This window comes from Roseibium sp. MB-4 (genome assembly GCF_053005265.1).
Window position 1 is genome coordinate 143,864 of sequence record NZ_JBRKQB010000001.1, and the last position, 15,211, is coordinate 159,074.

Annotated in this window: 15 protein-coding genes; 6 read left to right on the top strand and 9 right to left on the bottom strand. The window is 55.6% G+C overall.

All coding sequences use genetic code 11. The annotated features are described in order from the left end of the window. The first annotated feature begins 681 nt into the window (after positions 1-681). On the top strand, positions 682-1,080 hold the full coding sequence (locus ACVDG4_RS00720; RefSeq protein ID WP_447233638.1) for a VOC family protein: 399 nt from the start codon (positions 682-684) through the stop codon (positions 1,078-1,080). 224 nt (positions 1,081-1,304) lie between these two features. On the opposite strand, the gene ACVDG4_RS00725 is transcribed toward ACVDG4_RS00720, so the two are convergent. The 5 genes from ACVDG4_RS00725 to ACVDG4_RS00745 all read right to left on the bottom strand — a co-directional run bounded on the left by ACVDG4_RS00725 (position 1,305) and on the right by ACVDG4_RS00745 (position 7,113). Continuing rightward, positions 1,305-2,714, bottom strand: coding sequence for an amidase family protein (locus tag ACVDG4_RS00725; protein ID WP_447233640.1), 1,410 nt, complete (start codon positions 2,712-2,714; stop codon positions 1,305-1,307). A 31-nt stretch (positions 2,715-2,745) separates the two neighbouring features. Continuing rightward, positions 2,746-3,654: a helix-turn-helix domain-containing protein gene (locus ACVDG4_RS00730; protein ID WP_447233641.1), complete on the bottom strand. Its 909-nt coding sequence runs from the start codon at positions 3,652-3,654 to the stop codon at positions 2,746-2,748. 117 nt (positions 3,655-3,771) lie between these two features. Continuing rightward, positions 3,772-4,962 (bottom strand): low temperature requirement protein A, encoded by a 1,191-nt coding sequence (locus tag ACVDG4_RS00735; protein WP_447233642.1) that lies wholly within the window; start codon positions 4,960-4,962, stop codon positions 3,772-3,774. 103 nt (positions 4,963-5,065) lie between these two features. After that, the gene (locus ACVDG4_RS00740; RefSeq protein WP_447233643.1) at positions 5,066-6,238 is read right to left on the bottom strand and encodes an FAD binding domain-containing protein; all 1,173 of its coding nucleotides are present in this window, start codon (positions 6,236-6,238) and stop codon (positions 5,066-5,068) included. Between the two features lie 200 nt (positions 6,239-6,438). Continuing rightward, positions 6,439-7,113 (bottom strand): DsbA family oxidoreductase, encoded by a 675-nt coding sequence (locus tag ACVDG4_RS00745; RefSeq protein WP_447233644.1) that lies wholly within the window; start codon positions 7,111-7,113, stop codon positions 6,439-6,441. A 171-nt stretch (positions 7,114-7,284) separates the two neighbouring features. Here ACVDG4_RS00745 and ACVDG4_RS00750 point away from each other — a divergent pair, with 171 nt between their 5' ends. Next, a complete protein-coding gene (locus ACVDG4_RS00750) occupies positions 7,285-8,205 on the top strand; it encodes a LysR family transcriptional regulator (RefSeq protein WP_447233645.1) in 921 nt (306 codons plus the stop codon). Between the two features lie 207 nt (positions 8,206-8,412). Here the strand turns inward: ACVDG4_RS00750 and ACVDG4_RS00755 are convergent, their stop codons facing one another. Beyond that, positions 8,413-9,282, bottom strand: coding sequence for a hypothetical protein (locus ACVDG4_RS00755; protein WP_447233646.1), 870 nt, complete (start codon positions 9,280-9,282; stop codon positions 8,413-8,415). Between the two features lie 565 nt (positions 9,283-9,847). Further along, positions 9,848-10,786: a LysR family transcriptional regulator gene (locus tag ACVDG4_RS00760; RefSeq protein ID WP_409689164.1), complete on the bottom strand. Its 939-nt coding sequence runs from the start codon at positions 10,784-10,786 to the stop codon at positions 9,848-9,850. A gap of 96 nt (positions 10,787-10,882) precedes the next feature. Here ACVDG4_RS00760 and ACVDG4_RS00765 point away from each other — a divergent pair, with 96 nt between their 5' ends. Beyond that, positions 10,883-11,350, top strand: coding sequence for a cupin domain-containing protein (locus ACVDG4_RS00765; RefSeq protein ID WP_447233647.1), 468 nt, complete (start codon positions 10,883-10,885; stop codon positions 11,348-11,350). 267 nt (positions 11,351-11,617) lie between these two features. On the opposite strand, the gene ACVDG4_RS00770 is transcribed toward ACVDG4_RS00765, so the two are convergent. Beyond that, positions 11,618-11,902, bottom strand: coding sequence for a DUF1330 domain-containing protein (locus tag ACVDG4_RS00770; RefSeq protein WP_447233648.1), 285 nt, complete (start codon positions 11,900-11,902; stop codon positions 11,618-11,620). Positions 11,903-12,149: 247 nt separating this feature from the next. Here ACVDG4_RS00770 and ACVDG4_RS00775 point away from each other — a divergent pair, with 247 nt between their 5' ends. Next, complete coding sequence (locus tag ACVDG4_RS00775; RefSeq protein ID WP_447233649.1) at positions 12,150-12,296, top strand: hypothetical protein; 147 nt, start codon at positions 12,150-12,152, stop codon at positions 12,294-12,296. Between the two features lie 191 nt (positions 12,297-12,487). Here the strand turns inward: ACVDG4_RS00775 and ACVDG4_RS00780 are convergent, their stop codons facing one another. Continuing rightward, the gene (locus tag ACVDG4_RS00780) at positions 12,488-12,811 is read right to left on the bottom strand and encodes a potassium channel family protein (protein ID WP_306149879.1); all 324 of its coding nucleotides are present in this window, start codon (positions 12,809-12,811) and stop codon (positions 12,488-12,490) included. A 249-nt stretch (positions 12,812-13,060) separates the two neighbouring features. On the opposite strand from ACVDG4_RS00780, the gene ACVDG4_RS00785 reads away from it, so the two are divergent. Both ACVDG4_RS00785 and ACVDG4_RS00790 read left to right on the top strand, forming a co-directional pair. Continuing rightward, positions 13,061-14,392 carry a metal-dependent hydrolase family protein gene (locus ACVDG4_RS00785; RefSeq protein ID WP_447233650.1) on the top strand — a complete coding sequence of 444 codons (1,332 nt, stop codon included), beginning with the start codon at positions 13,061-13,063 and terminating at the stop codon, positions 14,390-14,392. Between the two features lie 13 nt (positions 14,393-14,405). Beyond that, positions 14,406-15,143, top strand: a complete 738-nt coding sequence (locus tag ACVDG4_RS00790; protein WP_447233651.1) for a DUF3299 domain-containing protein — start codon at positions 14,406-14,408, stop codon at positions 15,141-15,143. Positions 15,144-15,211 lie beyond the last annotated feature (68 nt).

Sequence of the window (15,211 nt, forward strand, 5' to 3'; positions counted from 1 at the left end):
CTGGCGAACAATTTCCCAATCCAGGTCCACCCTTCCTGTAAGCTCCGGTCCATAAGGAAACGTATGATAAACAAAAGATATCTGTTGTTCTTTTACTTTGTTCTTTTGACGCTGATCGTCTGTCCGGTTCGTGGTGAGGCTGAGACACGTGATGAACGGCGCGTCAGAAACTGTACCGCCTACAAGGAAACGTATTCCAAAGCGCTCACATACATAGAAGAAACAAAGCTGACACAGGAGTTTCGAGCCGCACATGACGCGTTCTTGGCGACTGGATGTCTGTCAAACATACCAGCGTGTCCCATTTCTGCGGAGGATCTGTGGCTCGCTGACCGGCTATTCATGATGACAATAAATGCCAACATGGGAAGTACATTCACCCCATTTCGTTGCCCGGGCTCAGCGCGCTGAGGCTGGGGGCAAGGGAGGCGACACTTTGGTGCAATGCGGTTTGCAGGCCATTTCGTTTCATTTTCGCACCGGTTTCTTCACAGGTGATGGCCTCCAATAATTGTGATCGTCATGGACGTTTGCGCTAATCGAACGAAAGCCGGCCAGTGGTTTTCATGCCGCGGCGTCAAAGTTCTGTCTTCGGCGATCAGGTTTGTTTACGCGTCAGCGTCGAACGTCATGTACGGGGGGGTAAAAAATAAATAAATCAATATATTAGCGGAGTTCGATATGATCGGATACATTACACTGGGTACAAACGAACTCGAAAAAGCGGCAGTTTTCTATGACACGCTTCTTGAGAAGTTCGGCGCTGCACGTACCTATTCACTGGAGAGAATGATTGCCTGGGGCAGTGACCCTGCCAAGCCCATGCTGGTGGTCACAAAGCCGAGCGATGGCAACACCGCTCGACCTGGAAACGGCAATATGATTGCCCTGATTTGTAAAGACACAGATCACGTGCGGGCGGTACATAAGCTTGCGGTCCGCCTTGGAGCAGAAAACGTAAGCCCGCCCGCAGAATACGGCGGTCAATTTTTTGGCGATTATTTTCGTGATCTCGACGGCAACAAGATCTGTGTTTTCGTTATGTCCCAAGACACAACAGCGCCAGTGTCGGAGGACTAACTTGCCCTGAGATCGCTGGGGGCATCAATCCAGTCCACCATTTAAACTGACAAAGTTTCATTGAGGTAGCTGAAGTTTATCTTGTTGGTTCGGATTGTCTCTGCCTCCATCAAAAGCGTTGCGCCGCAACATCCATCCTGCTTGACCAGCCGAAGACGGGCGCTGTTCAGTTGCTTGCGCGAGTCGTCGGTGACCGTTTTCCGGTGCCGGAGGAGCAACGGCGTTTATCGGGAGTTTTCTCCAGGCCTCATTTGGCCTCCCGTGATCTCCATCAGCTTCGCTGCGGTTTCAAGCAATCGGATTTCTGTGCCGGGGTGACCGGTAATCTGTGCGCCCACTGGGATGCCGTTGGGGTCCTTGCCAATCGGAATGGTGATGACTGGCCAACCGAGCACGGTCACCGGCAATGTGAAGTGGGTCAGGGCATCGAAGTAACCGATCTCACCGGCTTGGGTCGCAAACCCTTCATCATAGCGGCGCACCCCGTTTTGATCGGAGTTCGCACCGCGGTGCGGGAAGGCGCACACCCCGGTGACCGGCAGGACAAGCGCGCGATGGTCGGCGTATGTCCGGCCCATCGAGGTTCTGAAGTCTTCCAGCGTCTTAAGGTTGTTCGAGTATCTCTTGGAGTTTCGGCGGTATCCTTCGTGGATTGGAGCGAGAAAGCCTGGCGAGCCTGCTGCCGCCCGCCGGTCACGCCGCAGGAGCCATCGGATGATCCCCGGCATCAAGGCCCCGGTCTCGTGGCCCAGAACCTCACCGGCAGCGCACCGCACTCTGCTCTCAAGAAGTTCCGTCATGCCATGCTCCTCAACCAGATCTCTGGAACGACCGATCACCGTCTTCCGGAACGTCTCCCACGTGTGCAGGGTCGCGCTGTCGCAGACAGGGGCAGCGCCCGGTGTCCAAATCGCAATCCTGTCCGGGGTTCGGTCCAATTCCGGGGGGGCTTCGGGCTGAAATGCCGTTCTCCAAAGAAACTCCAGATCCTCCGGACTGCGCGCGAGAAACCCGATGCGGGCAAAATGGTCGAGCGTCTGCTCCTTTGGCAGCATCCCCTTGTTCGACAGGGCCCCTTCGGTTGGCACAAGAGAACTGACGCCGCACCAGGCCGCCGGAATTCTCAATGACCCGCTCAGGTCAGCGCCGACATCAAGGCAGCTCATGCCGGTGGCGACGGCCGCAGCTCCCCCTCCGGAGCTTCCCCCACATGTGTAATCCTGGTCGAAGGGATTGCATGTCGGGCCCCGGCGCTTGCTGTAGGTCTGAAAGTCCATGGCGTGCGGCGGCAGGGCCGTTTTGCCGGTCACAATGGCTCCAAGGTCTTCAAGACAGGCGATAACAGGCGCGCTTTTCCGGTCGGGCTTTTTCGCGGGGCGGTCGGTTCCAAAGGTCCTTTGCCAGCCGGCCACAGCGATCTGATCCTTTACCGTGATCGGAAGTCCGTTCAATGGCCCATGGACGGTGACAGGACAGTTTTCCTGCCGTTGTTCGAAAGCGTTGATGCCAGGTTCCCAATGTGACCGGCTCGCGGATAGACAGTTATAAAAATCCCGCCGTTCAGCCTCCAGAGACAGCTGTTTGCTGAGTGTCTCCAGCGGTAAATCCCAAGGGTGTGATGTGCCGGTGCGCATGGGCCTCTCCAGTTGATTGAAGAGGTCTGGTTTAGGGGACCGGAACTGGCGGCGTTTGTCCGATTGTGCCTTTGTGAACCGGCAAGTGGATGAGGGCTGACAATTTTTCCGGTTTGGCAAACACGGTGTCGATCAAATAGGTCTCGAACATCCACGTCTTTGCAAACGTCAGCCCATGCTGTTCAACACCGGCCCGAACGCATTTGTGCCAGGTCAGATGCAGCGTTGTCAGGGGGCCGTAATGGGGAAACACTGCGTAGAGACCCGCTTCCAGCAGGTTCGCACCGTCCGCCCAATCAAGATCAGTCCTGTCCGAAAGAAGCGCTCCGAAATACGCGACCGCCGTGTCGTCAAGAAAGGCGCGCGGTCCGTTAATGAAACCGGTCGCCAAGTGCGCTTTTCGTGATCCAAGCTCCTGTCTCAAAGCCCAAAAGGCTTTGCCGACAGATTTCAGATCCGGGAAATACCGACCGTCAACCATTCCCGTTGCCTTGCGCCAGTGCAGCCACTGCGGTGGCAGGTCGATCAGATCAAAATCGACTGACAGGCCCCGGGAGGCGAGGGGCCGCAGGAACGGGCGTGGCGGCATTCCCTGGAGGTGGTCCGGAAGGCCTTTGTCCCGGAACGCCGCCGGGCTGAGACCGAAATGTGAGCTAAATGCACGGGTCAGGGCAGCATGGGTCTGGAACCCGCACTCGAGCGCGATATCCAGAACGCGCATGTTCGACATGGACAAGAGACGTGCCGCTTTTTCCAGCCGCCGGCTTTTGACGTATCCCGCGACCGTTTCGCCAGTGGCGGCCGCAAACCGGCGCTGAAAGTGATGCTGGGCCATGGCACAGGCATCGGCCAACTGGTCAATCCGCCAAGGTCTGCTCAAGTCACTTTCGATCAGGACACAGATCCGGGCTATGCGGTGCTGCGGCGAAACAGCCGTCATGTTTCCTGTCCTTGGAAATCCATACATCTGTTCAAAGCGTTTTGCGGAAAATCGGCCAATGGTGTCCGCCCAGGTTGGAACTGGAGCCATTCTTGCCTTTGGTTTGTTTGTTCTGCGTTACACATTGAACCCTTTCATTCGCGTGCGTCCGAGCGGCAAGAGAATCTGCGACAGAAGTGCTGCCCCCCATATCAAGTTTCCCACCAGAGATGGAGCATGGAGGACCACTAAGAAGCACAGGACTGCGAGGGAAATTCCAATTATCTGGTCATACCCTTGTCCCACGGCTCGAGCCTGATCGTTGTCCATAACGCGCCGCAGTGTCCAGAGCATGGCGATGTATCCGGCAAGACCAAAACAGCCGAGAGCTGCATAGGCCAATGGGTAAGGTTCCCAGAAACCGATCTTGACTTCGGCGGCCAGCGCAACGCCAACCATGACCGCACACAACATCAACACCAAATGGGCAAGCCACCAAATCACAAGTGTCGACGGTTTCCCGTCCTTTGGTTTTGTGCTGCCGATCGTGTCGAAATAGAGCCAGCACATCAAAAACATGGATGCTCCACCAATCACGAAATTGACCAGCACATCGCCGGATACCTTGTAAATTCCTTTCTCAGAAAGCGTAACCACGAGTTTGAAAAAGCCCTCTCCAAGAACGATCAGCGTCAGCAGAGCAAATCGTTCAGACATGTGACCCATGCGCGGTGCAAACCGGTCAAGATGCAGAACCGAAGTCGCGGGGATGATGTAAACGGCCTGTGTTGCCGCGATACCTGCTGCAAAAAGCCAAAAGGATAAGGGGTGCGGCAGAAAGGCGGATATCGCAAACAACCCGGCAAAAATGGAAAAATTGCGGGCCTGGTGTTGCGACAGAGGACTGTTGTCCGGGTCGGTCTTCCTTGCGCGAAAATACAGGAGCGCAATGATGAGCCGGTTCGCAGCGAAACCCAGTGCGAAGTATGTCCACCCATGGCTTTCAATCGCTGGAATGGAAGCTGCCATGAACATCACGGTGCTGATCATCATCAACATGTACAGCCGGTGCCAGACATCGGTGCTGACGTAGATGGAATTGAAGATGCTCAGTTCCCCCCATGCGAACCATAGGGCGATAAAGACACCGGCGAAGGTTACGAACCCGTAGAGGTCCAGATTGTTGGTCAGATAATTGCCCAACAGGAAAATGGAGACCACGTGGATCAGATCGTAGAAGAGTTCAGCCCAATGAACATGCTCGGATTTGGTATCGAGATCGTGGTGGTGCTGCGGCTTTCGCCATATCGGGAGGTCACGAAATGTCATGGGTTTGATGTCTTTCCTGTTCGAACATGCCGGGCTCTCAACGGGCGCCATGACGGACCCGGCCTGCACCTGTATCCTGTCACGGCTCCTGGCCAAGGCATGTCTAGCCAATCCGTTCGCTGCGGTTGCGCCCGAAAAGCAGACTGTCCCCGGCTCTGGTGCCCTGTTCATAAAGAACGTCTCCGAGGTACAACTGCTGCGGCTCCCAAAGCGCAAGAGCTGCGTCTATGTCATCCGGGGATCTGGCCAGAGCATCATGGAGGGCAAGTGCGTTTGCCGCCGCCTTGGAGGTGCTGGCTGCCGTATGCGGCCGGGGGATAAACGCCGCATCACCCAGCAAGATCACACGGCCGTCAACCATGGTTGGAACCTTCAGGTCCCGAATGGCTTGAGCGAATGGTTCGCGGGTTGAGCGGACCGCGTCGCGGAAAGGTTTAGGCAACAGATCGTCCGCCTGATCGTAGACGTGACCTTTCCAGTGTGTGCTCAAAAAGCCTTCCGGCATGGAATAGCCCCGGTCCCGGCCGTTCCTGTCGGTCATGATCAACCGAAGCGTCTCATCGTCAGCGACACGGTACCAGACCCAGTTATAAAGGCGTTGACCTTCCCGTGTGGCATTGTTTTCGCCTGGAACAAGATATCCGAGGATATGCGATCCGGTGGTGTTCGCAAAAGCGAAGTCGCCAGCCAGGCCTTCCCTTGCAGCCGGTGGCAGGTCGTTTTCAGGAACCAAGCCACGCCAGGCCAAGTAGCCGGCGTATTTGGGGATCGCGTCCGGCCAGATGAGCTGGCGGACTGTTGAACCGTTGCCGTCAGCACCGACAAGCAAATCGCCGGTCTCCCGTGTCCCGTCCTCAAATATCGCCGTCACGGTTCCCGCCTCACGGTCCTGTTCAATATCCGACAAAACTCGACCGGCGTGATAATGGGCGTCACCGAAAACATCCTTCATCGTCGTGTAAATCAATGACCAGGACGTTTGAACTTGCGGGGCAAGCCGTCTATCGGCAAGGCTGCCGTCAGGTGCGAACACCACCCGGTTTTTGGACGGAACCCCAAGGTTCATTTTCGAGGTTTTAACACCGACCTCCCGAAACACCTCGACAACGTCCGGCTGAAGCACAACGCCCCCCCCTCGGCTGTCAAGGTCGCGCACCGAGCGTTCAAAAATGTCGACCGTCCAGCCGGCTTTTTGCAACATGTTACCGGCGAATAGACCGCCCAGGGATCCGCCGATCACGAGCGCGCGGGGGCGCGCATTATCCGTCTGCGTCATTTGATGATCCTTTCCAAGCTTCGTTTCCGGTTAATCGCAAGGTAATCGAGTGTATTTCTGACGATAATCTTTTTGTTTTCGATAACAGCGTTGCGTCTGGAGCAATGATAAGTGCGCAACAAGAACGCCGGCAGCATCCGAAGCGCGGCTTATTGTCTTACACTGCATATTAGAGCACCCGGGGGGCGGGGATGCCGAGGTCAGACCTTGTTCAGGCCGTCAGACTGTTTTCGCTTCGCGGCTGCCTGGATCGTTTTTGCGAGGAGCCGGGCAGATCGCGCTCCGTACACCGGTGTGCCGTCGATATCGAAATGCGGCACACCTGTAATGCCGGCTCCTGATGTTGCTTCCATCAATTTGACCACAGCGCTGTTGGTGTTCTTGTCCTTCAGGTACTGGCTGGCCGCATCGGGGTCGAGGCCAACATCCGCGGCGATGCGGGCAAGAACGGCGGGATCGCCTATGTCCTCGCCCATGACAAAATACGCATTCAAAATGCGATGTGCGGTATCGGCTTGTTTGGCATGTAAACCGGCCCAGTATGTGAGCTTGTGAGCCGCAAACGTGTTCGGCGTGCGCTTGATCCGGTCATAGTTGAAGGTGACACCGTCAGGTTTACCGGCCTCGACAGTGCCGGCATCAAGTTGCCTGCTGCGGTCCCAGGAGCCGAATTTTGCTGACCTGTAGGTCTTCCGGTCCAGACCCTCTTTCGGCATGTCAGGGTTCAGCTGAAAAGGCAACCATCGGACGTCGACCTGAATGTTTTCGGGTATTTGCCTGATGGCATCTGCGAGCCGTTTTTCGCCAATACGGCACCATGGGCAAATGAAATCTGACACGAGATTGATGGTTACGGCAGGTGTCGGCCGGGTCATGGGATCACTCCGGTTGATCTGATTGAGCGACAGGTGATCTTCCGACAAGACATAGACAATAGATGTCTTTTGCGCGTCAGCGTTGCGCAACTTGCAACAATAGGGTTGCCTTTCGATCCATGCGGGCTAGTCTGGCCCGGACTCTCACTTAGGTTTGCCCCGGAGACTGCCATGGATCGGTTCGCGGCCTTGAAGGCCTTTTGCACGGTTGTCGAAGAGGACGGATTTGCACCAGCTGCCCGGCGGATGGGGCAGGCGACCTCGTCTCTCACGCGCCAAGTCAATGCACTAGAAGAGAGCCTTGGTACCCAACTGCTGAACCGCTCGACCCGGAGTGTGACCCTGACCGACGCAGGGGGCGGATACTATGATCAGGCTGTTCTCATTCTTGAAGCCTTGGACGAGGCCAACAAGTCTGTCAGCGAAGCAGGCGAAGGACCGCGCGGACACTTGCGGGTGTCACTGCCGGTAGTTTTTTCTTCTCTTCATATCGCACCGGCGATTGGCCCGTTTCTGCGTCGGTTTCCGGATATTAAGCTGGAGCTGGAACTTAGCGACAAACTTGTGAATCTGGTCGAGGACCGGATCGATGTAGCCATCCGGATCGGTATCCTGGAAACAGGTAGTCTCATTGCCAGAAAACTGGCCCCAAACCGGCGCCTTGTCTGTGCAAGCCCGGATTATCTTGCCGAGCGTGGCGTTCCGCGGCATCCGGAAGACCTTTTGGCCCACAATTGCCTGTGCTTCAGATTTGCTGACGGGGACCGCACCTGGCGGTTTGAAACCGCGGCCGAACGCCTTTCCGTCAAGGTTCATGGCACGATGGTTGCCGACAACTCCGAAATGCTACGCCAAGCGGCTGTCGGTGGCGCAGGACTGTTGATGATGCCCAGCTGGCTTCTTGGAGATGACCTCACGGCCGGGCGGTTGGTTCCCGTGCTTGAGAGCTGGACGGCCGGCCACCGGGATGTTGAAACGGCGATACACGCTGTTTATCTCCCGAACCGCAAAACCTCAAAAAAGGTGCGCGCATTCGTCGATCATCTGATGGATCATTTCGGCACTCCGCCTTATTGGGATAAACCAGCGTGAGGGACCCAGGGGGCTCTCGCATTCCGTAAAACGGGTCGTGACCCGGCCCATCTTCCGCTTGCGGGCGTGTGACAAACGCCAGGTTGCCATCGGATGCCGGAACGGGGAAGGTTGAAGTCTGCAAGGGTCGAGAACATACGACTCTGTTCCTGAAACCTCTTGGGCCAACGTTCAGACGGGTACCGCCCGGCGCCAGGACCCGCAGAGCTACGCGATCTCCACGAAAAAAGTGTCGGAGCGTTCCAGTTTCCAGCCAAGTATGTTTTGAACGTTGTCTGCCTCAGCCTGAGACGCGGTGAACAAGTGCGTGCCGGTTTCTTCATTATAGAGCCGGAACACGCCCTGGTCGTTGCTGCCAGTCTCTTGCGTATATACGTACATGGCAACGCCCTCATATGAGAACTGCGGAAAGCTGGCCTCGACATAGGCTTTTTCTTCTTCCGAGGTCGTGAAGAAATGCGCATCCGTCACAGTGTTGTAGAACCGGTGCAGGGCAGTGCCCGTGCCCGCACTGGCATCCATGATGAATGTGGGGCCCTCAAGGGTCATGTGAGGAAGGTTTGCGGCTATGTCGTCACGTTCTTCCACCGATGTCGTGTAAAAGTGCGCTCCGCTCTCAGAATTGTAGAACCTGTACACAGCCCCCTCTGGCCCAGCCAGATCGCTTAGTGCGGTGCTCAGCTGGTTCGCAGCTGTTTCGATCATCAAATTCAGGTCCGAGGAGGGCAGTGTGCCTCCGTTTGTCTCGGCCAGCGCCTGGTACTGCGCGTCGGAAATGTCGTTGATGGCATTCGTCAGGACGGTCAGGATCTCTGTGGTTGAGAACTTCTCACCGTTGCCGGGCGGCACGTCCACGTCGACGAGGAAGCTCGCGAATGCGGTTCCAAAGACCGCGCCGATATCCGTGCCTAATTCGCCCGAGAACACAGCTCTTACCGTATCGGCAACGCCGTTTTTGCCAGCGCTGGTCACTGCGTCGTCCAGTGCAAATGCAATGTCCTGCTGGGTTTTTGCATCTGCCCGCTGATCAGACAGGCCCCTGATCAGATCTGGCCTGATTTCTTCGATGGTGGTCATTTCAGACTGTTGGCTCGTTATTACGCCTTGTGTGGACGTTCTTTGGAGGCGCTAACCCGCTGATTGCGTGGTTTGGGGTTCAGCTCGTTCCTATCCGAGATGCTTGCGCCTCTTGGGAGTGCCGGTGTTGAAGTGTTGATATGGACACCTTTGGGTTGTCGGTACCTGATCTAGGCACTGAATATGTCGGATTTTCGACAGGCCTTTGAGTTCGGCACCTCTTGGTGTTTCAACACAGCTCACTGAGTGCCACCAGCTGGCCCGTGGGGATCGATAAAGTAAATCGCCCTGCTGCTGGTCTTCTTGGTCCTCGCCCGTCTTTCAGCCTCAATATCCAGGCCCGGGTGATGGCCTCTTTGGTGCGCCACGGAGGATCCTTGTTTGGAGTTCGCTCGAACCGGGCGTGTCCTTTAAGGTCTTGGGGAGGGATGAGTATGAGCGGGCCGTGCGTGCGACGCCGTCGATCGGCGCTCTCGGCCCTGAGCAGACTTTTGATGCACGGGTGGTGAATGTCTGCTCATGAGATGCCGGACACTGTTCGCAGCCGAGACTGTAGGTCTGTATACTAGGCATCGTCATAGGACTTCAGGAGGGCGCATATCTGCTCGCGAAGCCATTGGTGCGGAGGGCTGACCGAGTATCGACGATGCCAGATCAAAAAGAGACGGGCAGGATCGACTGGCACTGGCGGCCGAAAGATATCAATGTTCACAGAACCAGCCACACGATTTGCAAGCGCGGTCGGCAGCAACGCAATTAAGTCCGACCCCGCCACAGCACGATATACTCCGGAGAAGACCGGAAGCGTCATTTTTACGTCTCGGCTGCGGCCGACACGCGCCAAAGCCTCATCTCCGACGCCCGTCGGATGTCCCTCCGTCGAAAACAGGACGTGACCCAGTTCACAAAAGAGATCCAACGGCATCTCATCACCCGCAACGATCCCACTTGCGGCCAGCCTAGGATGCTTTTTGCGGGCAATGGCTGAAAAGGAGGCGCTGAACACCGGTACACCTTCAGCCCAATCTGGCAATTGCGTTTCTGGCAGGAGCGCAAAATCTACTTCGTAGCGTGCCAACGCCCCAACGCGGTCGTCTGGAACAAGGTCGACGAGGTGAACCCGCATCGATGGCGCCTCATGCGCCAAATGCTCAGCCAGTTGCGGCATGAGCATTTCCGCAAAAAAATCACTTCCGGAGATCCGAAAGGTCGCCTCAGAATGCGCTGGGTCAAATGCCGCCCGCCCGCCGATGAGCAACTCAATTCGGGTTAGAATATCCTGAAGAGGCTCCTGCAAGGATAGTGCAAATTCGGTTGCCTCAAGCTTTTGCCCGCTTCTGAAGAATAGATCGTCTTCCAGTGACAAGCGAAGCCTTCCAAGCGCTCCGGACACAGCCGATTGGGAAAGACCTAAGCGTTCACCGGCCTTGACAGTCGAATGCTCAATAAGAAGCGCATTCAGTACGCGCAAGAGATTGAGGTCAAAATTGGATAAATTGGCCATGCCAATTAATATGATCAAAACAAACGATTTAACAGATTTATTAGTCCCGATTACCGTTTGCTGAGTTCACCGCTCACTAAGAGAAGGAGCCTCAGCATGTCGGATCGTCCCCGCACCTACAATGTTCTCAATATTCTCATGAAGTTTCATGCGTTTCCGTCTGAGACTATGGGCAAGTTCTGTTTCGTTGAATGCCTGGTCCCTGTTGGTGCAGGCGCACCACCCAATCACCATGCAGGAGAGACGGAATCGTTCTATGTGACAGAGGGTCAAATAGGCTTCATGGTTGATGGAGAAGAGTTTTTGGCGGGGCCGGGCGATCATGTGGCGATCCCTGACGGGGCAGTTCATGCGTTTCAGGCAGTCGGCGACAAGCCCGCACGGGTCTTGATCATCAATGCGCCCGGGATGATGCATGACAGATTTTTCACTGGCATTGGACACCCTCTGCCGGAGGGGCAGACTGACCTGCCAACACCGAGTGAACCCGATATTCCATCAGTCTTCGCGATGGCACAGGAAGTCGGCATGACACTTGTCACTCCCCAACCTGAGCCCGCTTAACCGCAATAATTCTTGCAAACATAAAATGGTGCGTGGCACCTGGCGTGCCCGCATCAACAACCAGATTAGTAATAACGGCCCGGAGCGGACATTTGAGCCGATTGCGGTGAGTGACCGGAACGAACCCATTCCGCTTGATGCTCCGTTTCCTAAGAACGTCCGGAATTCGAAACATGTTCAAAAACGCAACACAAACAGTTGCAATTCTGGCGAGGGCCTAGGTCAAGCGATTAATCAGTAAAGTTGCAGATCGCAGTCTAACCGAGTCTACACGCCCTCGATGACGCGCATGTCGCGCATCACTCCAAGGCGAGGCAATATGGCTTGATACGTTGGATGCTCGTAAGCCTCGATTGCTGCGTCTGTGCTCTCGAATTCGATAATTACCGACCGCTCACTCTGACCGGCTTCGAATGTTCTAACGGGCATGCCTCTCGCGATAAACCTGCCGCCGAGCGCCTCAATTGCCTTCTTTGCGTCTGCCGCATAAGCGGATAGATTCTCTTCGGAAGGTGGACTTTTGTAGCAGACAACCAGATAACCTTTTGCCATCGGTAACTCCTCTATTTGACGTCAGGGAGCAAACTGGCCTGAACAGCACACTTGGTCAACGCGCTTACGGGACGCGCGAGCCATGCTGAAAAGGCGTAAACGACTATTTATGCAGATGATTGCGGGCGGAGGGTTCTTGTTTGATAACTCCTAAAGCTGACCTTTGCGCAGTGCGCAGCGAAGGTCTAAAATCCGCCCATTCTGGCCATTGCCCTGCCACGCATCAACGACCTAAGCGGGTGCGTTTATGAGCCGCGTCCGCGTTTCAGGCCCGGCCAGGGGGATCCCCGTCTTCCAGCATTTTTTTCACCTGCGGGCGGGCATTTTCGTTGGGGTCAAGCTGCGCGGGCTCGTTTTCGTGGCGCAGGGCAAACGGCAGGTCATCGGCGCATAACATCCGGAGGGGGCGGGGCCTTTGTCGCAGCTCTGGAAATGAATGGATCCCCGATCAGGTCGAGGATGACCTCAGTAGGAGCGGTCGGGGCCTGGCTTTCCAACGTCGTCGTGCGTGCAGCGCAGGTACTAGCGGGCCGTGCTCGGGGCGCCACCGATTGGTGCTCTCTGCCCAAAGCAGACGCTCGCGGTTCACTTGGTGTCGCGTAGAAGTGCTCTGCCGAATTGTGCAAAGAGAGCAACAAAAACACCAACGCCTGCAAAGATATAAACGACCGTGAACAGCTTACCGGCTTCGGTTTGAGGCGTCAGGTCACCATACCCCACCGTCGAGAGTGTTGCGGCGCAAAAATAAAGCGCGTCGATCCACGGCCAACCTTCCACGCTGCTGTAGAAAACAGTGCCCGAGACCAGCATCAGAATGCATAGAACAAAGCCACCCTTGAAATGCGGGTCTTCCCAGGATCGCACGATCGCTTTGAAAAGCCGAAGGGCGTTCAGGAAAAAGGCAAGCATTTCATAGTCTCCCGGTAAGTCAGCTATCCAGACGTTCGGCCTGCGGCCATGAGATTGTCAATGATCCATTTATGCGAGCGCGCACCGATGTGGTTCGGCAGCTGCGCTCGCCGCCACCGCATGTTTGAAATGCGCATTGATGAATTTACGCAGTTGCGCGGGAGAAGAAACGCCCCTTAGTCTCGCTACGGTAGGACGAAACTGGCAAGTCGCACGATGCTTGTCGACATCGAGGCAGGAGGTTTACGCATGAGGCTCAAATTCTGGATAGGTGTCGTTGTTGCCTGCTGTCTTGGAGTTCAAGCAAGCGCCCAAGATGCGAAACCGAAAATCCTGATCAAGAACGTCCACATCTTTGATGGTGTCAACGAGGCGCGCATCGAGAATGCCAACGTTCTTATAGAAGGCAATCTCATCGCGTCCATTTCTACCGATGAAATCGATGCCGCGGAAGCAACGATCATTGATGGCGGCGAACGCACAATGATTCCAGGCCTGATCGATGTGCACTGGCACACAACATATGCCTACACGCCTGCAACTGTGCTCATGTTGAACCAGGGCGATATGGCTGAAGTTGCGATCCGAAGCATGACAGGCGCAAAGGAGACACTTTTGCGCGGCTTCACGACCGTTCGGGACCCCGGCGGCAATCCCTTCGCCATCAAGAAGCTCATTGACAGCGGAGACTATCCCGGACACCGGATCCTGCCGTCCGGGCCCTTCATGAGCCAGACATCAGGACATGCGGACTTTCACAGCCTCTTGGAAAATCCCAGAAGCTCTTATTCGGAATTGAGCTATTGGGAACGCAATATGATGGCCATGGTGTCAGATGGTGTTCCGGAAGTGCGCAAACGGACACGTGAGATCCTCAAATACGGGGCGACTCAGGTCAAGATCACGACCGGCGGCGGGGTTTCTTCTCAGTTCGATCCGCTCGATGTCAGCGAATACTCCGTTGATGAGATCCGGGCAGTCGTCGAAGAAGCAACCAACTTCAACACATATGTGCTCGCACACGTCATGACAGACGAGGGCATTCGCACTTCTGTAGAAAATGGTGTGATGAGCATTGAGCACGGGTTCTTTGCCTCGCGGGAAACTCTTGAACTCATGAAAGAGAAAGGGGCCTGGCTCAGTCCGCAGGCCATGTTCGAACCCGACATGGTTTGGGACAGCCCGATTAGCGCTGCAAAATGGAAACAGGTCACGGATGCGGTAGACCAACTCTACCCGATGGCCGTGGACCTTGGGGTTAACCTTGCCTTTGGGACGGACCAGTTAATGGACCCGGCGAAAGCTTACCAGCAGAGTATCTACCTTGCCCGCCTTGGAACATGGATGACACCCTATCAAGCACTCAAAATTGCAACCTCCGAGAATGCAAAGCTGCTTGAGTTGAGTGGCCCGCGCCATCCCTATCAGGACGGTCCGCTTGGTGTGATCAAGGAGGGCGCTTATGCGGATCTGATCCTTGTCGATGGTAACCCGCTGGAGGATCTCGAATTGGTCGCAAACCCAGGTGAAACCTTCGATCTGATCATGAAAGACGGCGTTGTCTATAAGAACGAGCTCTAATGGGAGAAAACGGATGCGTATGACGGCTTGTCTTGTCAGTTTCCTCCTGTTTGTGCTGCCCGCTTCCGCAACGCAAATTGGGGCAGATTGGTCGCAACTTATCGATCAGAACGCTCGGACTTTTGAGGACCCGTTTAAGGCCCTTACAGTGTCCCAGCTTAACGATGTCGCGACAGTTTCGCGCTTGCGGCAAAGACTGAACCGGGAAGAGCTCACGGAAGACGAGAAGACGCAGGTTCTGGCGCGACTTGAGCTCAAGGAAACGTCGCTCTCAAAGGCAGACATTGATTTCGACTGGCTGATCTCCCAGCGCTGGATTGTGGCTGACAAGCGAAAGAAAGCCGCATGGTCAGTGAACGGGCAACTGGACGGACAAACGATCAGTATCAAGGGGTATTTCCTGTTAGCTGGTTCCCTGTCCGAAAAGAAGCTGTTGACCTATCTCGTGCCGGAGATTGGTATGTGCGCGCATGTGCCGCCGCCAGCGCCCAACAACCTTGTCCGTTTGGCGTTGCCAGAGGAGATGGAGCTTCCAGAGAAACTGTTCACACCTGTCGAAATCGTTGGAACCCTCAGATCATCTCCGGACAGTATAACAGCACGGGTGGTGGACGGCCCTGTTAAGATGGCCAGTGCCTGGGAGCTATCGGTCGATAGCATGAACGTGTTTGAGAGGGCGGACTCTGAAGCCACTGGAAACTGGCCAGTGGTGATGCAAGCAGGCGGACATATCAAAGTGCCAAATCGCTAGGTTCGTGGCAATAAGGCAAACGTCCGGTTCCCGCCCATTCTAGCCGTTGCTCCGCCACGCATCAACGA